Origin of the sequence: Asaia platycodi JCM 25414, assembly GCF_000614545.1 — a bacterium.
GTDB classification, from domain to species: Bacteria; Pseudomonadota; Alphaproteobacteria; order Acetobacterales; family Acetobacteraceae; genus Asaia; species Asaia platycodi.
Genome location: NZ_BAKW01000001.1, coordinates 402,997 through 427,132 on the forward strand (window position 1 = coordinate 402,997; position 24,136 = coordinate 427,132).

At 56.4% G+C, this 24,136-nt stretch carries 16 protein-coding genes and 4 pseudogenes; 7 read left to right on the forward strand and 13 right to left on the reverse strand.

Features of this window, described 5'->3' with window-relative positions:
* The first annotated feature begins 372 nt into the window (after positions 1-372).
* The gene (gene exaC / locus JCM25414_RS01790) at positions 373-1,878 is read left to right on the forward strand and encodes an acetaldehyde dehydrogenase ExaC (protein ID WP_025840538.1); all 1,506 of its coding nucleotides are present in this window, start codon (positions 373-375) and stop codon (positions 1,876-1,878) included.
* A 143-nt stretch (positions 1,879-2,021) separates the two neighbouring features.
* Here the strand turns inward: exaC and JCM25414_RS21220 are convergent, their stop codons facing one another.
* Positions 2,022-3,695 (reverse strand): Hint domain-containing protein, encoded by a 1,674-nt coding sequence (locus tag JCM25414_RS21220; RefSeq protein WP_025840540.1) that lies wholly within the window; start codon positions 3,693-3,695, stop codon positions 2,022-2,024.
* On the reverse strand, positions 3,664-4,077 hold the full coding sequence (locus JCM25414_RS23245) for a hypothetical protein (RefSeq protein ID WP_159101689.1): 414 nt from the start codon (positions 4,075-4,077) through the stop codon (positions 3,664-3,666). The genes JCM25414_RS21220 and JCM25414_RS23245 overlap by 32 nt, the downstream gene beginning before the upstream one ends.
* A 617-nt stretch (positions 4,078-4,694) precedes the next feature.
* Here JCM25414_RS23245 and JCM25414_RS01805 point away from each other — a divergent pair.
* Positions 4,695-5,636 (forward strand): LysR family transcriptional regulator, encoded by a 942-nt coding sequence (locus JCM25414_RS01805; RefSeq protein ID WP_025840542.1) that lies wholly within the window; start codon positions 4,695-4,697, stop codon positions 5,634-5,636.
* A 113-nt stretch (positions 5,637-5,749) separates the two neighbouring features.
* On the opposite strand, the gene JCM25414_RS01810 is transcribed toward JCM25414_RS01805, so the two are convergent.
* The 6 genes and pseudogenes from JCM25414_RS01810 to betI all read right to left on the reverse strand — a co-directional run bounded on the left by JCM25414_RS01810 (position 5,750) and on the right by betI (position 14,281).
* Complete coding sequence (locus JCM25414_RS01810; RefSeq protein ID WP_025840543.1) at positions 5,750-7,249, reverse strand: S10 family peptidase; 1,500 nt, start codon at positions 7,247-7,249, stop codon at positions 5,750-5,752.
* Between the two features lie 240 nt (positions 7,250-7,489).
* Positions 7,490-8,815: a hypothetical protein gene (locus tag JCM25414_RS01815; RefSeq protein WP_025840544.1), complete on the reverse strand. Its 1,326-nt coding sequence runs from the start codon at positions 8,813-8,815 to the stop codon at positions 7,490-7,492.
* A gap of 172 nt (positions 8,816-8,987) precedes the next feature.
* A complete protein-coding gene (locus JCM25414_RS01820) occupies positions 8,988-10,385 on the reverse strand; it encodes an outer membrane beta-barrel protein (RefSeq protein WP_408734858.1) in 1,398 nt (465 codons plus the stop codon).
* 85 nt (positions 10,386-10,470) lie between these two features.
* Positions 10,471-12,129, reverse strand: coding sequence for a choline dehydrogenase (gene betA / locus JCM25414_RS16055; RefSeq protein ID WP_035442393.1), 1,659 nt, complete (start codon positions 12,127-12,129; stop codon positions 10,471-10,473).
* Between the two features lie 58 nt (positions 12,130-12,187).
* Positions 12,188-13,656, reverse strand: a pseudogene (gene betB, locus JCM25414_RS16060) (betaine-aldehyde dehydrogenase).
* Positions 13,657-13,801: 145 nt separating this feature from the next.
* Positions 13,802-14,281 carry a transcriptional regulator BetI gene (betI, locus tag JCM25414_RS16065; RefSeq protein WP_242403248.1) on the reverse strand — a complete coding sequence of 160 codons (480 nt, stop codon included), beginning with the start codon at positions 14,279-14,281 and terminating at the stop codon, positions 13,802-13,804.
* Positions 14,282-14,528: 247 nt separating this feature from the next.
* Between betI and JCM25414_RS25695 the strand changes: the two genes are divergently transcribed.
* Together JCM25414_RS25695 and JCM25414_RS25700 are read left to right on the forward strand one after the other, a co-directional pair.
* Positions 14,529-15,260, forward strand: a complete 732-nt coding sequence (locus JCM25414_RS25695) for a BCCT family transporter (RefSeq protein WP_199897565.1) — start codon at positions 14,529-14,531, stop codon at positions 15,258-15,260.
* Positions 15,181-16,047: a BCCT family transporter gene (locus JCM25414_RS25700; protein ID WP_199897566.1), complete on the forward strand. Its 867-nt coding sequence runs from the start codon at positions 15,181-15,183 to the stop codon at positions 16,045-16,047. The genes JCM25414_RS25695 and JCM25414_RS25700 overlap by 80 nt, the downstream gene beginning before the upstream one ends.
* A gap of 138 nt (positions 16,048-16,185) precedes the next feature.
* Here JCM25414_RS25700 and JCM25414_RS16075 read toward each other — a convergent pair whose 3' ends face one another.
* Together JCM25414_RS16075 and JCM25414_RS16080 are read right to left on the reverse strand one after the other, a co-directional pair.
* Positions 16,186-16,848: a LysR substrate-binding domain-containing protein gene (locus JCM25414_RS16075; protein ID WP_051535622.1), complete on the reverse strand. Its 663-nt coding sequence runs from the start codon at positions 16,846-16,848 to the stop codon at positions 16,186-16,188.
* Positions 16,849-16,972: 124 nt separating this feature from the next.
* Entirely contained in the window at positions 16,973-17,434 is a 462-nt protein-coding gene (locus tag JCM25414_RS16080) for a helix-turn-helix domain-containing protein (RefSeq protein ID WP_035442395.1), read from the reverse strand.
* Between the two features lie 126 nt (positions 17,435-17,560).
* Here JCM25414_RS16080 and JCM25414_RS24195 point away from each other — a divergent pair.
* Together JCM25414_RS24195 and JCM25414_RS24200 are read left to right on the forward strand one after the other, a co-directional pair.
* Positions 17,561-18,232: pseudogene (locus JCM25414_RS24195) on the forward strand (hypothetical protein); the annotation flags it as partial.
* 23 nt (positions 18,233-18,255) lie between these two features.
* Complete coding sequence (locus tag JCM25414_RS24200; protein ID WP_456303445.1) at positions 18,256-19,263, forward strand: phosphoenolpyruvate carboxykinase (GTP); 1,008 nt, start codon at positions 18,256-18,258, stop codon at positions 19,261-19,263.
* 180 nt (positions 19,264-19,443) lie between these two features.
* On the opposite strand, the gene JCM25414_RS01855 is transcribed toward JCM25414_RS24200, so the two are convergent.
* Positions 19,444-19,770 (reverse strand): hypothetical protein, encoded by a 327-nt coding sequence (locus JCM25414_RS01855; RefSeq protein WP_025840546.1) that lies wholly within the window; start codon positions 19,768-19,770, stop codon positions 19,444-19,446.
* A gap of 252 nt (positions 19,771-20,022) precedes the next feature.
* Here JCM25414_RS01855 and JCM25414_RS01860 point away from each other — a divergent pair, with 252 nt between their 5' ends.
* Complete coding sequence (locus JCM25414_RS01860) at positions 20,023-20,871, forward strand: hypothetical protein (protein WP_148300898.1); 849 nt, start codon at positions 20,023-20,025, stop codon at positions 20,869-20,871.
* Between the two features lie 439 nt (positions 20,872-21,310).
* Here JCM25414_RS01860 and JCM25414_RS16090 read toward each other — a convergent pair.
* Positions 21,311-22,713 (reverse strand): annotated as a pseudogene (locus JCM25414_RS16090) (class II fumarate hydratase).
* 1 nt (position 22,714) lies between these two features.
* A pseudogene (locus JCM25414_RS26300) lies at positions 22,715-24,089 on the reverse strand (NAD-dependent malic enzyme).
* Between the last annotated feature and the right edge of the window lie 47 nt (positions 24,090-24,136).

Genomic DNA, 24,136 nt, shown 5'->3' on the forward strand with positions numbered 1-24,136 from the left:
CAAAACCGCCGCTTTGCCGCACCGAAATTGATGGATGCGCCCTGATATCAGGCGCTGAAACACCGATGTGGGGTAATTTTTCGTTCTGCGCGAGACACAGCGCTTTGAAGATGAACTACAGGTCTGGAATGACGTCACCGATAAGGCTTGCCCTGCATGCGTGTCACCTTCGTCGGGCTTCCCGATTTTCACGAAGCGGTGACCTCGCGCGAGGGTGAGTAACCCTGTCCGGCAATTCGTGGTTCTCTCACTATCGATGTTAACTGTAACGTCAATTTTGTTTCGAGGCGGTGCTCGCGGAGGCTTTTCCGGTCTTCCTGCGGTGCGAAATGCACCTGAACTTGCGTCGCCATCAGCAAGAGGATCGTCGTCATGTCCGGCTTGAAGGCTGCTCCCCCGTTCCGCGAACGCTATGGCAATTTCATCGGGGGGCAATGGCGCGAGCCGGTTTCCGGCCATTATGTCGACAACCATTCTCCCGTAGATGGTCGTGTGCTTTGTCAGGTGCCTCAGTCGACCCCGGCAGATATCGATCTTGCCTTGGACGCCGCCGAACAGGCGCGTGCCGCCTGGGGCAAGACTTCAGTTGCTGATCGCGCTTTGCTGTTGCTCAAGGCTGCCGACCGGATGGAGGCCAATCTTGACCTTATAGCCCGCGCTGAAACCTGGGATAACGGCAAGCCCATCCGTGAAACGCTCAACGCCGATATTCCGCTCGCCATCGATCATTTCCGCTATTTTGCGGGCTGTATTCGGGCGCAGGAAGGCAGTCTTGGTGAGATCAACGACACGACGGTGGCCTATCATTTTCATGAGCCGCTCGGTGTCGTTGCACAGATCATCCCGTGGAATTTTCCTATCCTGATGGCAGCATGGAAACTTGCCCCGGCGCTGGCGGCGGGAAATTGCGTGGTGATGAAACCTGCCCAGACGACGCCCGCCAGCATTCTGGTCGTGCTCGACATCATCGGCGATCTGTTCCCGCCCGGTGTGCTGAATATCGTCAACGGCACGGGGCGTGACGTGGGCGATTATCTCGCCAAGAGTTCGCGCATCGCCAAGGTGGCATTCACGGGTTCGACGGGCGTGGGCAAGACCATCGCGCATGCGGCGGCAGAAAGCCTCATTCCGGCGACGCTCGAACTAGGCGGCAAATCGCCCAACGTCTTTTTTGCTGATATCATGGATAGCGATGATGCCTATCTCGACAAGGCGATAGAAGGCTTTGCCATGTTCGCGCTCAATCAGGGGCAGATCTGCTCCTGTCCGAGCCGCGCTCTGGTACATGAATCCATTTTCGACCGCTTTATGGAAAAAGTGCTTCCGCGCGTTCGGGCGATCAGACAGGGTGACCCACTTGATCCCCAGACAATGATGGGGGCGCAGAATTCGCAGATGCAGCAGGATAAAATCCTGTCCTATATCCAGATCGGCAAGGAGGAAGGCGCCAAGGTGCTGACGGGTGGTAGCGCTGCAAAACTGGGTGAAGGCCTGGAAAACGGTTTTTATATCGAACCAACAGTCTTCAAGGGCCATAACAAGATGCGGATTTTCCAGGAGGAAATCTTTGGTCCTGTTCTGGCTGTGACGACGTTCAGGACGGAAGCAGAAGCGCTTGCCATCGCCAACGATACTGAGTTCGGTCTTGGCGCTGGCGTCTGGAGCCGGGATTCTAATACTTGTTATCGCATGGGGCGCGGCATTCAGGCCGGCCGTGTCTGGATCAATTGCTATCACGCCTATCCGGCTCATGCGGCCTTTGGCGGCTACAAGAAATCGGGTATCGGTCGCGAAACCCACAAAATGCTGCTCGACCATTATCAGCAGACAAAAAATCTTCTGGTGAGCTACAGCGAAGAAAAGCTTGGCTTCTTCTGATGAGCAATACAGAACGGTGAGATCGCCCCCCAAGCGACCAATATGGAGCGGGGGATGATAAACGCTCTGAGTTCGAAGTAAGCTGCTGCGAATGCATGCAGAATGCGTGTTGAGAGGGAGGTGTCCCTCTCAACATAGAAAATCTAGAGCGCGTGCCGCTCTTTCTGAATGTTCGTGCTGGTCACGGCGGAAATGAATAGGACCACGGGCTCATTGAGTTCGGCCTTTCCCAGCGGAATGAGCGCTTTGCTCTTTGTCCAGCGTTGGGTCTGGGCTTCGATATCGTTCCAGCCGGTTCTGGCCCCGGATATGCTGTTCGGGTGGATATCGAAACAGTCTTCCGGTGTGAAGATCTGGATGCCTTGCACCAGCACCCCCAGTTCACGACGATCATCCAGAAATGGACCGATTGTGTCGCAGGGTCTGCGCGTCGGCGCTTTGAGATAAACAGCCTGCCCCTTCGGATGAAAACGGAACACATAGCCATCATCGCGCGTGCGTAGGGGCAGGATAGTCTGTCCGTCTAGCGTTTCGAGAGCGATTTCCTCAGAGGGGCAGGAAGGACGAGCGCTGCATGTGGGTGCACCGCAAAGTGCGGCTAATCGGCGCCAGACCGGCTCGACGAAGTCCTGATCCGTCATGAGCGGCGCTGCGGCGTCTTTCTGCCAGGAGCGCGATTTTCCGGGTTCAACAGTTGGCGATATCTTTGTCTGGAATCCGAAAATGAAACGGTTGCCGGTATCGAGGTAGCTTTCGCTCAGGGCGCCGTTAGCGAAAATCAGGCCGTGACGTGCCAGTTCAATGTGATGATAGCTGTAAGTGGAGAGCGTTTCTTCGTAGGTGATCGAGTGCCCATTGACCAGCATGCGCGCAGGAATGAGGCCACCGTCGAGAAAGAGGCAATGCTCGGGGGTCACAAACAGGTCTTTGTGAGGCAGCGCATCGCCGAGCGCACCGGCACGGATGCGCACAGGGTAACCTGCGAGATCCCTATAACGGGTTGTGCGCGTCGTGCAGAGCCCTGAACCCGCCCAGATAATCTTTTCAGACACGATTGCGCTGCCGCGAAGAACGAAAACCTCGTCGCCTGCGCTCAGGGTTTCGATCGGCCTATGGCCCTGCGGTGTAGCGATGAGTGTGCCGGGAAGATAGCAGATTTCGGGCACGGCTGTGCCGTATTCGCGCTCGTCATACCAAAGATCTGTGGAGGCATTACCTGCCGATTGTACAGCCCCGCTGCCGTTCGGCCCCTTTGTCACAATATTGAGCAGGCCTCCCCCGGTTGTAGGATAATAGGTCCATCTGGCGTTGGCACCTGCAGGATTTTGGGAGAAGATCCAGAGCTGTCCTTGCTCGTCCGTGAACGCCAGAATACCTGCGCCGAGAGTCAGGCCATACCCGCCGGATATCGGAAAGGTCGCGACGATTTTTCCCGTCGTCTGGGTGCCATCAGCGGATTGGTAGGTGAAGCTGCGATTGGTATAATCGACGAAGAGCTCCCCCTGTGCGGGATTGACCAGTGAGCCGCTTTGCTGAGATGTGCCCAGTTTCGTTGGATCCCCGCTGAGATAGCCTGTCCATTTCATGATATGTACTGGGGGTGATTGAATGGCGTATTTCTGTTCACTTAACCAAAGATCTGACGAGGCTGCGCCATTTGTCTGTATGGCGCCGCCACCCGGATTGGTTACGACAACATTCAATATGCCGCCGCTCGTGGCATAATAAGTCCAACGTGAATTGGCCGCAGCGGCATTTTGCGAGAAGATCCAGAGCTTTCCCTGCTCATCGGTAAAGGCAAGTGTGCCGCCCCCCAAGGCTGTGTTCGAAATGCCGGGCAGCGAGAACGTCTTGTCGATTGAGCGTCGTGATGGTTCCGTCGGCAGCCTGATAGGTGAAACTGCGATCATCATAATTGACCGTCAGGCGCCCCTTATCGCCACTGAACAAAGAGCCTGATGTCGTGCCGCTTGTTGCGAGATCCGTTGGTCCGGAGGAAAGGTAGCCGTCCCAAATTCCGATATTCTTTCCTGTTTCGGTGCTGGCGAGCGTGTCGCTGGCCTCCTTCGTCGTATCGACCTGCATGCTGTCTCTCCCTTCCTGCAATTTGGGCGCGGTGCGTCGACGATATTCAAAGGCATGGCCCATATACCGGTCGATCGATAGTAAGTCGCTTGGAGTCGACAGAAGATCGATCAAGTAGTTCCAGTATTAACCGTCATAAGCACGATATGCTCTGATATTTATCCTGATCTATTGTCTAGTTTTCTATCTGATAACCAAGAGCTCTTCCTCTGGAAGAAAAACAGATGCCAAGAAACCGAATTCTGGTTCATGGTGTTCAACTAAAAGTTAAAGTTGTGGTGGTTCATGCATGGTGCAATGCAGTGTCATACTGCGCCACGACTTGGTTGGGCCGAGACAAGCGCGTCCGAACGCTATTTTGCTCTGTTCAGACGAGGTAAAGCGGGTATTCCATTCGTCCTCTCGAAGTGATGAAACTTCAATTACAGACTGAAAATGAAGCTTTTTTGCCTGGTGCCAGGTTGGCAAGGACGTCGGCGCGTGCGTCGCCCTTTGCTGAGAATCAGACGGTCTCATTCTGTTTTTGCGGAGTCACAGGTGCAAAAAACTGGAAAATTCTTGCGATCACAGACAATTGACCTGCGTTGATCACAGATGCGTGTGGTTTGGTCTGAGCAAAGTCAGAGGATCTGGCCCTCGTGAAGAACGTGGACGGGTCTGAATGGACGTGAAGGATCGGATTTTGGGCTGCCTCGAGAGGTGCATGAACTGGATGGTGGGGAAAAGTTTTAATGAAGAGTTTGAATGAGCAGATCATCAGGAAAATCAAACTCAGATATCTACATTTTATCGATGTTATCTGTGAGACGCAGTCGCTTGTGGCGGCAGCGGCGAAACTGAATGTGACACCTGCAGCACTGTCCAAATCCTGCCTGGAAATCGAGCGCATTCTCGGTGTACAGCTTTTCATCCGCTCGCATCACGGCATGCAACCGACCGATATCTGCACGCTGGTCGTGGAATCGAGCCGGTCGATCGGTCATGAGCTCGATAAGCTTGTCAAAATGGTCAATGAATACAGGGAAGTTGAAATGGGCACGCTGACGATTGGCGTACAGGCCATGGGTCTGGAGGCGCGCATCATGAGTGGTGTGTCGGCCATCAAGAAAGCCAGCCCGGATCGGACCATTCGCATCACTCATCGCGAGCGCAACACGCTGATCGAGATGCTCAACCGGCGCGAACTCGATATGATTTTCATCGATTCCTTCCAGATGGACCGTCATAGCCATGTTTCGTTTCTGCCCATGCTGCATGCCGGTTGCGTTGCCGTATCGCAGCACGGAGCAAGGTCTGTGCGAGAAATTGTGGAAAACTGGGGGGTATATCGAGAGGATCTCTGGATACTGCCGCAGAAGGGAATCGCCATGCGCGACAGGTTTGATGCTCTACTCTATTCCCGTGATCTGGAGCCACCGCCGCAGTTGATCGAATACAACTCCTATGGCGGTTTGCGAGATCTTTTCGTTCATAGTGGCGGCTGGGGCATTATCCCGTCCTACGCACTAAACCTGGCCAAGGGCTACATTGACGTGCAGTCCTCCTACGACACCATGGACGAGATGCAGCTCGAAAGCGGTTTGGCCTGGCTCGGCGCGTTCCCCCAGAAAAAATATGTTGAGGAAGCCATTGCTGTTTTCGCCGATGGAGGGAAGGAAACGCATCAGGCTTGAGTATCATTGAAGCCTGATGCGTGACGTCTCCTCAGCGCGAGACCGTCGCATGGAGGGTATCCAGGCTGCGTCTCCCATCACGGTGCTCTTTGTCACCGTGATGGGGGAGGGTCTTATTTCGACGTATCGCTGTAAAACGTGCTGACATCACGCGTTAGCGCGGCGCGGCTGGCAGGGCGGGTGTAAAGCATATGGCCGCCTTCATAGAGATGTAGCGCGATACGGTCAGCACCGACCGGGATATGGTCCTTGGTCCAGCGCGTCGTGCCAAACGGGCAGGCCATATCGAAATAGCCATTGGCAATGAAGATATGCAGGCTGGGGTCAAGCGCCAACATCTTGCGCATAATACCGACCTGATCGGTCAGCTGTGAGCCGGAGCTGGTAAATTTCCAAGCACCATTCACGTCCATGCTCAGCAGATCATAGGTGAGATCTGTCTTGTAGCCGAGCTCATTGGCCAGATAGCCGCTATAGGCATTGCCATAGGCGCGCCCGAAGCCGGACAGCGTCATTTCCGGGCTCTGGCCATTCTCGATGCCATCGGCATAGGGATCGGGGATCGACTGGGTGAAATCGTAAATGCCGTACAGGCGGCCATCGCGGCTGCGCACGTCATGCGCAAACGGGTTGGGCTCGCCCATTTCCTTGGTGATAGTTTCTACCGGCAGGCCGGTGCGAGCGGCGAGATCGGCGTAGAATTTCTTCGCGTCATCTCCCTTGGGCGGGGCATTGGCGATGGTGGTCAGATACGGGCCGAGCGCATAGTGATAGGCTTCATCCACCGCCTGCGGCGTCAGCTTGCCGGTTTGCGACAGATGCGAAGCGATGAAAGTGGGTAGCGCCATGGCCGAGGCCATCGGGTTGTTCGTGTTGTCCAGAAACTGCATCTGGATGGCGGGTGAGATCATCACAATGCCATTGACGATGAGGTTCTGCTGTTGCTGCAACGCATCGGCCACCTGTGCCGAGCGAATGCCACCGTAGCTCTCGCCCACCAGATAATGCGGTGAACCCTGACGCCCGTTTTCGCCAACCCAGAGCGCAATGGCCTTGGCAAAAGCCTCGCCATCCTTGGTCACGCTGTAGAATTGCTCAGCGGCTTTTTTCGGGTCTGTCGGCTGGGAGTAGCCCGTGCCCACGGCATCGATGAACACCATATCGGTGGCAGGCAGCCAGCTATCGGGGTTATCGGCCAGATGGGCACGCGCGCCATCTTCCGGGTGATCTGCCGGGAATTGCAGCACGCGTGGGCCAGCGGCACCGAGATTCAGATAGGCCGTGCCCGCGCCGGGCCCGCCATTGAAGAAGAACGAGACCGGGCGCGTCTGGGCATTTGCCCCATCCTTCGTATAGGCCACGTAAAAGACCTTGGCGGAGGGCTTGCCCTCCTTGTCACGCAGCGTGACCGTGCCTGCATGGGCGGTATAGGCAATGCTTTGGCCGCCTGCGGTCAGGTGATGCTTGGTGATGGAATCTGCCGGCAACAGGGCCGCCAATCCCTCCTTGGGCGCCTCGCTCTTGGCAGGCTCAGCCGCGTGTGCGGCGGGGATAAGGGGAAGGGCGAAGCAGGCAGAAGCCAGCAACGCCGCAGCAAGAGTCTTGCGCGACATGCAAAGTCCTTTCGAGTTTGGAACAGTATAACAGTCTCGAAAGGCGGTGCAATGCGGGAAGGTCGATGAGGCCTTACCGAGCACAGGACGACACAGTAAGGAGCCCAGAAGAGCTTACAAGCGCCGGAGGATTGAACGATGACGTTGAGTATGATGCGAGCGTATTGCTTAGCAGCCAATCAGAGGGATACGGCATGCTCCCTTGATGCACTCGCCGGATCTTCGGCCTTTTTGCCGATGCTAGAGATAATAACCGAAAACGATCAGGAAGGCAGATTTGTATCGGTTGTCGCCACCCGAGCCCGCTCCATTGGTGAACTGGCCAGCTCCAATATAGGGATCGTTGCGGCTCAGATAGAATTCGGACCACACCCGGAACCGGTTGGTCGCCTTGTCTGACCAGTAAGCGCCCAGGCTCAGTCTTTGAGTGTTGGGCGCGTGAGGGGTGATATCTTTCCAGACATCTGCATAATTGACGAAAAGATTGAGTTTAACCGGGAGTTTCCCTGTATCGAGCGATCTCGCAACTTCTGCAAATAGAATAGTAGTGCGGCTCGCGATGTTATAAAGTGAGTCATAATCGCCAACTGTCACAAATCCATTCGAGTAGGGGTTGTTGAGGCTCATATCCTGACGCACCCCCTGAAGCTTGAAACGCCATGGTCCGGTCTCACGTTTCAGACTAAGGGAGAAAGCGCGGCGCTGTCCGCTTCTGCGCGTGTCATGATTACGGATCGTGGAGAGCCAGATTGACCCGGTAAGCGTGAAATTTCTGTCTGTGCCAGAAGCCGTTTGATAGCGCACGCGTCCGACTGTCATGTTGCGCTCCGTATTATCCGACCCGTTATCGATCGAGGCGCCATTTTTGGCGATGTTGACGGAATAGCGGGCACTGCCAGCACTGCGCCCGACCGCATTGGGGGCAATTGTAGGGAAAAAACCGGCGTCGAATGACCATTTGCCGGCAGTGTGGCTTGCGACGAGACCAGGATTATAGACCTCCTCAAGCCCGTAGATGAATCCAATGCTGTTCAGGAATGACGATCCCCACCAGCGGTCGTCGAAGGGAACCGGAGCAAGGCCGACGCTGATTTTGGTCGAACGGGTAATGTTGGCCCCGACATAGCCATATAAAGGAAAGCTGATCTCTCCAGGGTAGTTCTGGTAACCCGCGTTTTTGCCGTAAAGAAAGCTGCCCCCATAAAGTCTGTATTGGGCAGCACCGAAAATAACCGGCGTATCGTAATCGGCAGTCAGTATAAGCGTGTCATAAGACAGGTGACTAGACGTGCGATCCTGACCTCGCTTTCCACGATCATTGAATCGCAAATCGTAACGTCCCCGGATAGCGACCCCTAGTGACAGGGCGCCGTGCTGCTTTTCGGTCGAACGCGAAGGTGTTTTTACTTGCCTGCTGCCCTGGCGCAGCGAGACCGGGTTGCTGGTCTTCGCAACAGAGAGATATTCTACCGATCCTGATTGTCGTATCAGAGCTCCTGCGGGCAGGTCCTGCAGCGAAAGGCGTGTCAGATCGGCAAAAAGCAGAAGGCTTGCTGCGACGGCCATACCGGATCAATTGCCTCTCGGGTATTCGGTGACACCGTTACTCTGCAAACACCGCCGGAAACCGGGATTTTCAGTCGAGCGTTTCATGGTGTTGTCAGAAATGGCGGGCGCGTTTGCCTGTCCCGCCTCAAGTTCTTTAGCATCGGGACAGGCAGGGGCGCGTCGTTATTCATCAGAACGACCAGATCGCATCGCAAGAGAACCAGAACATATTGTTGGTGCCGTTGCGTACTACCGGGTCGGCCACTGTTGCCGAGCGATTGAAAGGACGTGTGCCGTTGAGCGATTTATCGAGGCGGATTTCAGGCCTGATCGTGAATTGTCCCAGTCTAAGGCGTTTGTTCACGAAATCCGGCCTGTAGGTCACTCCGGCAGTTAGAGCGCCGTAAGTGGTGGGGGGCGCAATGTAATAGGCATAAGGACGATTTCTTATCGCGTTGAGGTTCGACGTCGTGCCCTCATAGGAAGCGATGACGGCTCCCGTATTGTCACGAAAGACCTCACCCCGGAGATTGATCCTTAGCGATGGATTGAGGTCCCACGACATATAGGTAATGAACCCGTAGAGATCGTCGCGATTGGCATTGTCATGCATATAGATCGTGTCGAGCATGACACTCAGCCTGTCGTTGAAATGATAGGTGAGCAGAAAATCGCCGTTATATTGCATCAGGTTGTTGGCAACCCGGCCCATACCGGCGCTTACCCAACCTTCCGGGGAGGTGACAGGACGGCTGTTGTTTCCCTGTGGCCCGAAATGTCCGATGAGATGCCCGTCCAGCTTGCCGTTCATGAGATGGGAAAAAGAAAAGCCGACTGTGCCTTTGGGTCTGTTATTATTGCCTGCATTGCCGAAGGTCGTGGAATTGCCCGCGTCGATACCGAGAAACAAGTCGATTTTATCACTCAGATGGGTCGTGGACATCACACCGACTGTTTCAAAGGGCACGATATAGTCGGCGGCATAGCTGTACGTGTAAAATGGCCGGGTGAGAGCGGAAGTCCCTTCCGTTCCGAGCATGCCGAACATCTGCCCCAGCTGAAAATCGATACCGCGCGGTATGATCCATGGAGTATGGACATCGATATGCGATTGCAGGGGCACCAGCTGGTAGAGGCCCGTCAGTATGCCGTCGGCCATGCCAATTGTCGGTATGAAACGGGAATCTGAACCATACATCAGTTCGACCATGAAGCCGATGCCATAGCCGGATCCAACGCTGGTTACCGGGTGAGAAACAGAGCCGACGATCTGGTTCAAAACGACCGTATTGGCCCGATCCGTATAGAATTGCGCGAAATTCCTGCCGGATTTTGTCCAGGGATTTGCGGCAATTCCGGCCTCTACGGTCATATGGGCAACCAGGCCGTCCCAATAATCGGCTTTCGAACCAGAGGGCGTGGTCGGGGGCGCCTGTCTTTCTGACCCCGACAAAGGGTGGATGGGTGCCAACTCGGCATTTGAGGGTGTTGATGCAACCTGTTTTTCGTCGCGCGAGCTCCTTCGGGAAAAGCCGGCGGTGCCGGGTGTTTCGTCTTTGCCGGAGGAGGGGGACTCAGCCCAGCTTATCTCCGGAAGGAGGAGTATCCCTGCAAGCAGGGATACTCCCGACCATCGTCTCATCGTGCGATTGACGCTCACGACACACGCCGGATCAGTTCTCGTGTTCGGAGGCTATGTAATAGGGCGCGGTCGAGCGGGGCAGCGGTGCTTTTCCGCGCATGAGATCGGCGATTTTCTCCGCGATCATGATCGTGGGCGCATTCAGATTGCCCGTGGGAATGATCGGCATGATGGAAGCATCCACCACACGAAGGCCTTCCATTTCGTGAACCCGTCCCTGATGATCGACGACCGCCATGGGGTCGGTGCCCATCTTGTTGGAGCAGGATGGATGATAAGCCGTCTCTGCATGAGCCCGGACGAAGGCATCGATATCGTCATCCGATTGCAGATGCTGTCCCGGAGAAATTTCCCGGCCGCGATAGGGATCGAGGGCGGACTGAGCAAAGATCTCGCGGGTGATTCGAACGGCAGAACGGAATTCCCGCCAATCCTGCTCATGCGCCATGTAGTTGAACAGAATGCTGGGGTGTTGGTTCGGGTCTTGTGAGGTGACCTGAATGCGGCCCCGGCTCGGTGACCGCATCGAGCCCACATGCATCTGGAAGCTATGTTCGGTCACACCACCGGTGCCGTTATAGCTGATTGCAACCGGCAGGAAGTGGTATTGGAGATTGGGCCATTCGAAGCTTGGCTCCGACCGGATAAAGCCACCGCCCTCGAACTGGTTGCTGGCACCGATGCCGGTCCCGAGGAAGAGCCATTCCGCGCCGATCGCGGGCTGGTTGATGGTTTTCAGAGCGGGAGCCAGTGAGACAGGCTGGGAGCAGGCATACTGGATATACATTTCCAGGTGGTCCTGCAGGTTCTGCCCGACGCCGGGCAAATCCTTAACCACCGGAATGCCGAGGGCGCGCAGAATTGCGGCGGGGCCAACGCCTGAACGCTGCAATAGCTGGGGTGAGGCGATGGCGCCGCTGCACACGACGACTTCGCGCCCGGCATTGGCGCTTTCTCTTTCGCCCTTGCGCAGCCAGGTTACACCGACAGCACGGTTATTGGAGAACAGGATACGGTCAGCGACCGCATGGGTCACAATGGTCAGATTGGGTCTCGAGCGTGCCTGATCGAGATAGCCGCGTGCCGTGCTGGAACGACGCCCTTTTCGTGTGACCGTACGATCCATCGGGCCGAAGCCTTCCTGACGATAGCCATTCAGATCGTCCGTGCGGTTATATCCTGCCTGCACGCCAGCCTCGATCATGGCGCGGAACAGAATATTATTGTCGTGGCTGGGGGTCGTTACCTGCACCGGGCCGCTATCGCCATGATAGTCATTGCCGCCGATATCGCGGCTCTCTGCCTTCTTGAAATAGGGCAGGCAGTCGAGATAGCTCCAGTCCGACAGACCGGGGAGCGACGCCCAGTTATCGTAATCCATGGCATTGCCGCGAATGTAGCACATGCCGTTGATGAGGGAGGATCCTCCAAGTCCCTTGCCGCGACCGCATTCCATGCGCCGATGGTTCATATGCGGCTCGGGGTCTGTGAGATAGGCCCAGTTGTAGCGTCGACCCTGCAGCGGATAGGCGAGCGCTGCGGGCATCTGCGTGCGGAAATCGAAGCGGTAATCCGGGCCGCCAGCCTCAAGGAGCAGCACGCTCACATGGGCATCTTCGGTCAGGCGCGTAGCCAGCACATTACCGGCAGAACCGGCGCCTACGATGATGTAGTCGTATTCCTTGGCCATAATCTTCGTACTCGTCTTGGTTTTATTTCAGTTTTGCAAGTGTCGGCGTGATCTGCGATCAGAATACCGAGACAAAGGGAGCGAGCTCGACCTGTATCGATTTCACCTGGGTATAGGCGAGCAGGGTCTGAATACCGTTTTCACGTCCGATGCCGGATTGCTTGTAGCCACCGACAGGCATCTGGGCCGGACTCTCACCCCATGTGTTGATCCAGCATATACCCGCCTGCATGGCGTGGATGACGCGATGGGCCGTAGCGATATCCTGGGTGACGACACCCGCAGCGAGCCCGAAACTCGTGGCATTTGCACGGGCGATGACCTCGTCTTCGGTCTCATAGGTGAGGATGCTCATTACCGGCCCGAAGATTTCCTCCTGGACGATCTGCATGGTGTCGGTGCAATCGGTAAAGACCGTTGGAGCAACATAGGCACCACGGTCGAATGTTGCGCCCGTCAGTCGATGACCCCCAGCCAGAACCGTGGCCCCTTCGACTTTGCCTGCTTCGATATGCCTCAGGACGGAGTCCATATGGCAAAGCTCGTTAGCGGGCCGAAATTGGTTGCGGGATCCATTGGATCGCCTGCGCGAATGCGCGCAACGCGCTCAACGACCGCAGCCTCGAACGCCTTTTTAAGCGACGCAGGAACGAAGACACGCGTTCCGTTCGTGCACACCTGACCCGAACTGTAGAAATTCGCCATCATTGCTATATCGGCAGCACGGGCGATATCGGCATCTTCCAGAATAACCAGCGCCGATTTGCCGCCAAGCTCCATCGTCACGTCCTTGAGGCTTGAGGACGCCGCATCGGCCATAACTTTTTTGCCGGTCTGGACGCTGCCCGTGAAAGACACCTTGTCGATACGGGGGTCTGAAGTCAGCAGGCTGCCCACTTCTCTGCCTGACCCGACGACGACGTTGAAAACACCATCGGGGAGACCGGCTTCAGTATAGATTTCTGCGAGTTTCAGCGCGGTGAGAGGGGTCACTTCGCTCGGCTTGAAAATAACCGCATTGCCAGCAGCGAGCGCGGGCGCCGATTTCCAGAGCGCGATCTGGATGGGATAATTCCAGGCCCCGATTGCGGCGACAATGCCGAGCGGCTCACGTCTGGTGTAGAAGAAGCTCGTCTCACGCAGGGGCGCCTGAATGCCCTCAATGGCAGGGGCCAGACCCGCATAATATTCGAGAACATCCGCGCCGGTGACGATATCGACCGTGCTGGTTTCCGAGAACGGCTTTCCCGTATCGAGACTTTCCAGTCGGGCAAGCTCATCGTTGCGCTCGCGCAGAATGGCGACAGCCTTGTTGAGAATACGCGACCGTTCGACGGCTGTCATTGCAGCCCAGATCTTCTGTCCTTTTTCCGCGCTGGTTATTGCCGCATTTATTTCCTCTGCGCCTGCCACCTGCACGCTGGCGATAACGTCACCTGTCGCAGGGTTGACCGTTTCGATTGTGCGCCCGGTGCTCGTTTGGGCATGTGTGCCGTTTATGAAAAGCGGCTCGCTCTGCGTGGTCATGATTTTTTCCGTTTAGTGAGGTTTGCGGATGGGCCGCGATCGGGTGAGGGGAAGTGCTGGTCGATGAAATCGAAAGCGAGGCTGAGAGCCTGCTCCGTATCGAACTGCCCTCCGGCGAGCGTGCCACGAAGCCAGAGGCCATCGATCAGGCTGCAAGGCCGGTTGCGGCATTGCGTGCGCTTTTCCGGTCCATCTCTCGCCCGAACTGATAGGCGAGATTAGAGTGCAGACGCCTGTCATTGGCACGCTGTAATCTTTTGAATTGAGGGTTGTTCAGGCTGGCCGACCAGAAGGCGAGCCAGCTGCGCATGGCTGTTGGACTTGTCTGGCTCGGGGCGAAATTGCCGTGAACGATGGCCCTGAGCTGAGTTCGCGGCGTTTGATCCCGCGCGTGGATGCAATGGAAAAGAACGGCCTCGCGCAAATCCCTGAGAATCTGACGCATGGCTGCCTCAAGTAATCCATCCTTGTTGCCGAAATAGTGTGAAACAATACCTGCTGACAGACCGGCTTCCGTTGCGACGGAGGAAAGTGTGACGTCACTAAGGCCGCTATCCTCGATTACCTTGAATGTGGCGTCGATTAGCTGCTGGTGTCTGACAGGCTGCATTCCAACTTTCGGCATGTAAGCTCCACCTCCCGAAAGATTTAATTTGATTGAGCGTTCAATAAAGATAACCAAGATGTAATTCAACCCTGCGTTCGAGTCTGCCCGGTCACAACTGGCGTGATGAGAATAACAGGAGCGTTGAGAGGGACACTCGGTATGGCGGTCTGTATCCAGTCAGGGGACTGGCAGCTTGATCTGAGCAGAATAGAGATGGAGCACTCAGATGACGTCCCAAGTTGCGTCATGTATGAGATCGAAAAAAATGAGTGTTAACAGGCCGGTATTTTTTATTTCGGCGGTTATCACGACGCTGGCAGGGCTGGCGTGCATGCTCTGGCCGTCACAGAGCCGGACCGCGCTCGATCTGACCCAGTCTGTTGTCGTGGGCGCGTTCGGCTGGTTCTATATGGTGCTCATTGCCGTTTGCATGGGTCTTGTCTGCTGGCTCGCCTTTTCACGTTATGGCGATGTGCTCTTGGGGGAACCGGGGTCGAAACCGGCGATCTCGACGCTTTCATGGTCGACGATGCTGTTTTCAGCAGGGATAGGCATCGCGCTCATCTATTATGGTGCGTATGAGCCGCTCGATCATTATCTGAAGCCGCCGCAAGGGCCTGCAGCCACGGTGGAGGCCGCGCATGGGGCTATGGCCCTGACCTTCCTTCATTGGGGGCTGCATGGCTGGACGCTCTATGCAATGGTCGCGACGACCCTTGCCTATTTTGCCTATTGCAAGGGTCTGCCGCTTGCCTTGCGCTCACCGCTGGTGGCGATCTTTGGTGATCGCATTAATGGCAGCCTCGGCGATCTGGTCGATTGTCTGGGTGTGCTCGCCACCATGGTGTCAATGGTGACCAATGTCGCATCGGTGCGCTTCTGGTGCATTCGGGCTTCATCACCTGTTTGGCATCCCGATGACCATGCCGGTCCAGATCACCATTACAATCGTCATGATGATGGCCGTTGCGGTGACGGTTGTGGCGGGAGTGGATAAGGGGATCGCCCTGCTTTCAAACGTCAATCTGGCTATTCTGTGTGGTATCCTGCTTTTCGTTCTGAGCACCGGTCCCACGGAGCATATTTTTCAGGGGATTGTGCAGAACACGGGCGATTATTTGGCCTCCTTTATTCCATCGACGTTCAATATGTATCTCTATGGTCATGCTGAGAAATGGATGGCGGCCTGGACGCTTTTTTTCTGGGCGTGGTGGATTGCCTGGACACCCTTTGTCGGCCTGTTTATCGCGCGTATTTCCAAGGGGCGCACAATCAGGCAGCTTGTGCTTGGTGTCACCTTCATCCCGCTTGGTTTCACCCTCGTGTGGCTCGCGATTTTCGGCAATACAGCGATCGATCTCGTCAGGAGTGGCGCGGGTGCCGTGCTGGTCGATGCTGTCCAGAACGATCCTCCGATGGCGCTTTATCGTCTGCTCGAAACCCTGCCTCTGAGCGATGTTATTGCCACGGTCGCGGTATTCGCGAGCTTCGTGCTGTTTCTGACCCCGGTGAATTCAGGCGCCTTCATGATCGCCAGCCTGTCGATGCGCGATAGTGCGCCGGATGAGGATGCGCCGGTCTGGATGCGTCTCGTCTGGGTTGCCGCTATCGCAGTGATCAGTCTCGGGCTTCTGATCGCCGGCAATTTCGACGCCATGCAGATGGCTGTCGTTCTTTGTGGCTTGCCCTTCTCCATTGTGCTGACGTTCTACATGATCGGCCTAGTCCGGGCGCTTCGATCAGACGAAGCTGCCCGTATCCTGACGTCAGAGGTTGGGGAGTAACAACCCGGTTGGGACGATGGTTTTCGCGCTTTGCGCTGACCATCGTCCTGCTATCAGCCATGTCTTGAAATGCGCCGGAGGATATTTCCGCACCCTCGTGAGCCTGCTGATCTATTCGCGTCGAGATGTACGTTTCTGTCACGCGCGTTCTGTATGCAGCGTTTTCGCTATGTTGCGGAGCTGGGTCAGGAATCGTTCCTGCAACGCGCTGGGCAACCAGCCCTTGCGCGTAAAGACACCGATCGTGCGTATGGTGTCGGGGATCTCGGATTCGATAGGGGTGAGCAATCCTGCCGCCATTTCGATGGCGATCTGATCGCGGGAAAGCAGGGTCAGAAAATCGCTACGTGTCAGAACGCCACGTATGGTTGTAACCGACGCGCATTGTATTGGTGCCTTGGGGCGCTCGATACTGGCGCGGTCAAAAATCTGCTGCCACCGTTCGAGAAGATAGGATGTGTGCGGCCCGACGATCCATGGGTATTGGGCGAGGTCTTCAAGGCTGGGCCTGCGTCCTGCGAGAGGGTGATCAACTCTGCCGATCACGGCGATACGATCGCGCAGGAGAAGCTCCTGACGCAGTTCGGGAGGGGGCTCTTCGCGCAGGGCACCGATAACAAGATCGAGCACGCCGTTGCGCAGGGCGGAGAATAACTCTCGGGCCGAGCCGTCGACGACATTCATTCGTGCAAGAGGCGCAGTGCGCGCCAGTTCCGCCAATGCGACCGGTAGCAGCATGGAGCGCGCAAGCGCCATGGCACCGATTGAAATGTGATCTGCCTGGCGCGTCGCCTCACGCACGCAATGACGAGTTCATTGATGCCGAGCCTGAATTTTCTGGCCATAAGATGACCGGCGCGGGACAGGGTAAGAATACGTCCGTTTTTCTCCATAAGCTCGATCTGGCTCAGCATCTCGAGCGCTTTCAGAGGGCGGAGAATGGCGGGTTTCGACAGATCGCCCATACGGCTGCCGCCGCGATGCCGCCTGTCTCGGAGAGCAGGAGGAGCGCCTTGACCTGCACGAGGGTCAGATGATTCTCCGGCCGGTTTGGGCGGCGAGGACCAACGCTGCTGCTTTTTAAGCCATCGCCGAGATAATCGAGCGCACGGCGAAAGCGGATGACAATTTTCTCTCCCTCCCGCGTGAGTCTCAGCCCGTGAGGCAGGCGTTCGAAAATCCGGACAGCGAGTTTTGTCTCAATGCTGGCTATGCCTTGGGTGAGGGCGGGCTGTGAGAGATCGACCGCCGATGCGGCAGCGCTCAGACTGTTTTCCTGCGCGGCGATAATCACGGCGCGGATATGGCGCAAATTCAGCTCGGGCACGGCCTGACTGCTCGTCACGACACGGTGAACGGAATCTGTCCCTGAAGGGTGATCTGCCATGTACCCCGCTCTAAAGACTGAGAGAAGACGGTGCGATGGAAAACAAAATCTTATATCGCATCAGAAATTCGAATTAGGTTTCTTTGTCAATATCGGCTTGATTTTCTTCATACAGGGAGAAAATCAATGCATATTGATGGTAAGCGTCGAGGAAATACGCGGGAAAATACGCTGCACATTCCTGCGCATGTGCGTCTCTGGGTTGAAGAAATTGCCGCCCTTTGCGAGCCCGACCGAATATATTGGTGCGACGGAACGCAAACTGAATGGGACCGGATTGCCACCGAACAGGTCGCGCGCGGTTCGATGGTGGCGCTCAATCCCGAGCATTATCCCAATTCCTATCTGGCGCGCTCCGCCCCCAATGACGTGGCGCGCACTGAAGGCCGGACGTTTATCTGCGCTGCTTCGAAGGAAGAGGCCGGGCCAACCAATAACTGGATAGCGCCCGAAGAAGGCCGCGCTAAGATGCAGGCAATTTTTAAAGGCTGTATGCGCGGGCGCACGCTCTATGTCGTGCCGTTCTGCATGGGACCGATCGAGGCAGAAAACCGGGTTATTGGCGTGCAGGTGACTGACAGCGCCTATGCGGTTCTCTCCATGCGCATCATGACGCGTATTGGCCGTGACGTGCTTGAAACCCTCGGTGAGAACGAGTTTTTTGCCCGTTGTATCCATTCTGTCGGCGCGCCGCGCAGCAAGGGCGAGCCGGATACAGGCTGGCCGTGCAACGATGAAAAATGGATCCTCCATTTTCCGGAAAGCCGTGAGATCTGGTCATACGGTTCAGGTTATGGCGGCAATGCCCTCTTGGGTAAGAAATGCCTTGCGCTGCGTATTGCCTCCGTCATGGCGCGCGATCAGGCTGGCTTGCCGAGCATATGCTCATTCTCAAGGTCACATCGCCGGAAAACAAGGTTCATTACATCGCGGGTGCCTTTCCGAGTGCCTGTGGCAAGACAAATCTCGCCATGCTCGATTCCACCTTGCCGGGATGGAAAGTCGAGACACTGGGTGATGATATCTGCTGGATGCGCGTCGGGGCCGATGGGTATTTCTACGCCTCCAACCCGGAAACCGGATTTTTCGGTGTGGCCCCCGGCACGAGCGAAAAAACCAATCGCAATGCCATGCAGACCATGCGGGCCAACAGCATTTTCACCAATGCAGCCCTGACCGAAGAGGGCACGGTATGGTGGAAAGGCATGACCGATACACCGCCTCAGGGTCTGACAGACTGGCGTGGTCGCCCATGGGATCCGGATTCCGGCCCCGCCATGCATCCGAATGCCCGTTTCACGGCGCCTATCGAGCAATGCCCGTCCCTCGCTGAGGAATGGTGCCGCCCCGAAGGCGTCAGACTCTCAGCCATTCTGGTGGGCGGACGCAGGGCGAGCGCTGTGCCGCTGGTGACTGAAGCCTTCAGCTGGGAACATGGCGTGTATATGGGCGCGACCCTCGCCTCGGAGAGCACGGCGGCCTCAGAGCACGATCTCGGAAGCCTGCGCCGCGATCCGTTCGCGATGAATCCGTTCTGTGGATACAACATGGGCGATTATTTCGCGCACTGGCTGAGCTTCGCGCAGAACGAGCAGGTCGACAAAGCCCATATGCCGCGCTTCTTCATGGTCAACTGGTTCAGAACCGATGAAAACGGCCGGTTTATCTGGCCTGGCTTTGGCGACAATATTCGTGTGCTGAAATGGATTGTCGAAAGATTGGAAGGCTCAGCAGAAGCGGTCGCCACGCCGGTTGGCAACGTACCCGCTGAAGGCAGCTCGATCTGGATGGTCTGGCCATACACGAAGACGATCTGGCCCCCCTCATGACGATTGATCGTGAAGCGTGGCGGAAGGAGGCAGAAGCGAACAGGGATTATCTGGCTGGTTTGGGCGCGCGCGTTCCAGAGCGCTGCATGAGGAGCAGGATGCCTTGGAAAATCGCCTGAGCCCCTGAGAAAGGCGCGCTGCGCTTCGGCGCAAAGCGACCAAAGTAAGGCTAAGAGGCTATTAATTAACTGAGTCATTGAAGAAGAATGAGACCGGGCGCGTCTGGGCATTCGCATCGTCCCTAGTACAGGCCACGTAGAAGTCCTTGGCGGAGGGTTTGCCCTCCTTGTCACGCAGCGTGACCGTGCCCGCATGGGCAGTATAGGCAATGCTCTGGCCGCCTGCGGTCAGATGATGCTTGGTGATGGAATCCGCAGGCAGCAGCGCCGCCAATCCCTCCTTCGGCGCCTCGCTCTTGGCGGGCTCAGCCGCATGAGCAGCGGGGAGAAGGGGAAGGGCGAAGTAGGCCGAAGCCAGCAACGCCGCAACAAGTGTCTTGCGCGACATGCAAAGTCCTTTCGAGTTTGGAACAGTATAACAATCTCGGAAGGGGGTGCAATGCGCGAAGCGATCCAATTGGAATGTGCATATGACGCGCCCAGCTATACCGTTTCAAGGCGAGCCAGCCGTCTCTTTTATTGAATGTGTGAGTATTGTAGTAATTAGTGATAATACAGCGCTTTGTCGGTAAAAAAAGGTTTTTGAACGCCGTTTCGTGGTGCGGTGATAGTGCAAGGCAATAGAGTTTGGAGGCTGGATTTGAGCGATAATTTTTTGATCGGGGATCTTGTCAGGCCAAAGAGGTCGGTGGCCGAACAGGCAACAGCGGACGAACAGAGATGGATTTTGGGGCCTGATTTCATGCGTGGCCGACCTGCATTGATACTGGATTGCGGCGACCCTGGCTCCGGGCGCCAGGGAGGACAGGTTGCTTATAGACGGAAAAACGGGAAGTGGTTTGAACATGGATGGTCAGTCAATTTTGATCAATTTGAGCTCGTTGCCAGACCAAAAGAGAGTGCGATGCTTAATCAATTTGAGACGTGGAAAAAGATAGATAGGCGGCGGAGCATTCAACTAAAAAGGACGAAGAAGTGTTTCATTAGCATTCAATGGGCTGCTGACACATCGACTAGTGATCCTGATACGCCCGTAATGCACATCGATCTTCCACTGTCAGTATCGGGTTTGGGCGCCTATATTCGCGAAGCTCTCTCGAAAACCAGTGATCACAGTAGTCAGCGCATCGATGGGTCTTTTCCTGATGGATATCTTGATGCGATTAAGAGGCGATCTGCTGAAAACGCAACGGTCGTTTACAACGAATTGTTTCGCAAGCATAAGCTCGAGCCTATGAAGTTGGCTTCAATCAGAAGTCAATTGTGGATTGACCAACTCGCTGATTGCTACCGAATTCATCCAGGTGTTTCATATGGAGGTTCTGACGCGCACGTCTTACTATCCGGTAGTGATGAACAACTGGGAAAAGTCGTGACTGACGTTTTCGATAGGCCGTATATGGCTGAGAAAAAATACTGCGAGACGTATTCCTACCTCTCGAAAATTATGCCTTATCTGGATCAGGCAATTATCGATGCAGAATTCTAGCACTTGTCAGGTCCAGAGTTCCTGCAAAGTGCCAAGGTGTTCCTAACAAGATACCCGTGGCGATACGCCCGCCATGGACTGGTGTCCGCCATCTCGTAGCGTTCAGGCGGTATGACTGGCCGCAAGCTTCTGTCTCGAAGTTCTTTTTGAAAGCGGCCTGAGGTGTTGCCTCGGTCACAGAAGACGTAACGCGATGTGCCAGTGCCTTGAGAAGCTTCACATGAGGTAGTTGACGATATTTTCCGTCACCGATTGCGTGGCGGTGTTTTGCTTCCAAGGTTTACTGACCCGGTCAGCCGCTTTCTAGCCCAAGGAGTATCTGAGAAACGGGCAGTAGCGGTTTACAGAGTTCATCAGCACAAACACTACGGTTAAATAAAAACGGGATGAAAGGGGCTTCTGCCCCTTTCCGGGATGCGGGGCAGAGCCCCGCTTTCCCTTACTTCCCCTTCAAGTTCGGTGCCAGCATGGTGCGCGGATCGACCAGACGGTCGAAGTCGGCCTCGCTTACCGCGTTCAGGGCCAGGGCAGCCTCTTTCAGCGTGCAGTCATGGTCCATAGCGTGATGCGCGACTTTTGAGGCCGTGTCGTAGCCGATGGTGGGGGCAAGGGCTGTCACCAGCATGACGGACTCTGCCACATAGCGCTCGATGCGAGCGAGATTCGGCTTGGTGCCTTCAATCAGGAAGGTGCGGAAATTCTCGCTGCCGTCATGCAGCAGGGTGATGCTCTGCATGATATTCTGGATAATGAGCGGCTTGTAGACGTTCATTTCCAGCAGACCACCGGCACCACCGAAACCGACCGCCACGTCATTGGCCATGACCTGCACAGCCAGCATGGCCAGAGCCTCGGCCTGGGTCGGGTTGACTTTGCCCGGCATGATGGACGAGCCAGGCTCGTTTTCGGGCAGATGAAGCTCGGCAAAGCCGGCGCGCGGGCCGCAGGAGAGAAGGCGGATGTCGTTCGCGATCTTGTAGAGCGCGCCTGCCGTGGTGCGGAGCGCACCCGAAAAATGTACGAGCGCATCATGCGCGCCTTGCAGGGCAAATTTGTTTTCGCCGCTGATGAAGGCCGCATCGCTCAGGCGCGCGATCTCAGCGCAGGCGCGACCAGCAAAGGGGGCATCGGTATTGATGCCGGTGCCGAGTGCGGTGCCGCCAAGAGCGAGAGGTAGAGACCTTTCTCGGCTTCCTGAATGCGGGCGATGTTTTCGCGCAGCATACCGGCATAGCCGTGGAATTCCTGACCCAGCGTGACCGGCACGGCATCCTGCATATGGGTGCGGCCAATCTTGACGATATCCTTCCACTCTTCGGCCTTGGCCTCGATGGATTCCGCCAGGCGGGTCAGGGCCGGAACCAGTCTGCGACGGCTGCCCAGAACCACAGCCACATGCATGGCAGTCGGGAAATTGTCGTTGGACGATTGCGACATGTTGACGTGGTCATTGGGGTGAACCGGGCGCTTGCTGCCCAAAGCCTCGCCGGAAAGCTGGCAGGCGCGGTTCGAAATGACCTCGTTGATGTTCATGTTGAACTGGGTGCCTGAGCCGGTCATCCATACATGAAGCGGGAACATGTCGGCGTGCTGACCGGCCAGGATTTCATCACAGACCGTAGTGATCAGCCTACATTGCGTCTCGCCCAGACGACCGCTCTGATGGTTGGCACTCGCGCAGGCGCGCTTGACGATGGCATAGGCCTCGATCATCTCGCGTGGCATCAGCTCGCGGCCGATGCTGAAATAATGAAGCGAGCGCTGCGTTTGCGCGCCCCAGAGTTTGTCGGCCTGAATGGCGATTTCGCCGAGGCCGTCGCTCTCGATCCGTGTGTCGGTCATGTCAGATCTTCTCATAAACACAATATTCGGGCGTCCAGACGAGAGACTGGATGCGGTCATGCAGTTCCTCGTCACTGAAATGAGGACATACGCCATCTTCACGCGCCTGTCTGGCGGAAGCTTCGGCAACAGCCAGTGCGACCTTTCGCATTTGCGTGACTGGCGGCAGCAGATTGCCGTCCGGGTTGCTGCGCAGTGGGGAAAGCGAAGCAAGCCCCCGTGCCGCAGCCATGAACATGGCATCCGTCACGCGTGTGGCACCGGTTGCCAGTAGGCAGAGCCCGAGACCGGGAAAGATATAGGCATTATTCGTCTGGTCGACACGATGTGTGCGGCCATGCAGATCGAGCGGCGGAAAGGGGCTGCCGGTGCTGACCAGCGCGCGTTCCTCCGACCAAGCATGATGTCTTCCGGCGTGGCTTCCGAATGCGAGGTCGGGTTCGAAAGGGGGAAAATGATCGGGCGTTTGCAGTTTTCGGCCATCTCGCGCACCAGAGCCTCGGTGAAGAGTCCTTTGACGCCCGACACGCCAATCAGAATGCTGGCCTTCGTTTCCCGAATGACGGTTTCCAGATCGGTGCCACGATCGCCCCAATCCTTGCGCGAATAAAGCTCCTGCCCGGAGTTGCTGCCCTTGCGCCCTTCCGTCAGCAGGCCCTTGCGGTCGAGCATATAGAAACGCGCCAGCGCTTCTTCTTCCGTTGCGCCTTCGTCACGCATGACCTGAAGCAGCAGGTTGGCAATGCCGACACCTGCCGAACCGGCGCCGAGCATGACAATGGTTTCGTCTTTCAGCTTGCCGTCATGCGCGGCATTAGCGCTCAGAATGGCCGCGGTGGTGACGGCTGCCGTACCCTGGATGTCGTCATTGAAGGTGCACAGCCGGTCGCGATAGCGTTCGAGAAGAGGGGCCGCGTTGACGCCGCTGAAATCTTCCCAATGTAGAACAACATGCGGCCAGCGTGTCTGAACGGCGGTTACGAAACGTTCGATGAAGGCGTCGTATTCCGCGCCCCGAATACGCTCATGGCGCCAGCCGATATAGGCCGGGTTTTGCAGCAGGTCCTCGTTATTGGTGCCGGTGTCGAGCAGGATCGGCAGGGTCTGGTCAGGCGAGATGCCGGCGCAGGTGGTATAGAGTGAGAGCTTGCCGATGGGGATGCCCATGCCGCCTGCACCTTGATCGCCAAGGCCCAGAATGCGCTCGCCATCGGTGACAACAATCACGCGCACATCGTCATAGGCGGGGTTCGAGAGGATATCCTCCATCGACTCGCGCTCGGGATAGCTGAGGAAAAGCCCGCGCGGCGCTGCCAGATTTCCGAAAAACGCTGACAGGCTTCGCCAACCGTTGGCGTATAGACCAGCGGCAGCATTGTATCGATCTTGCGGGTGAGTAGCGCATAGAACAGCGTTTCGTTCG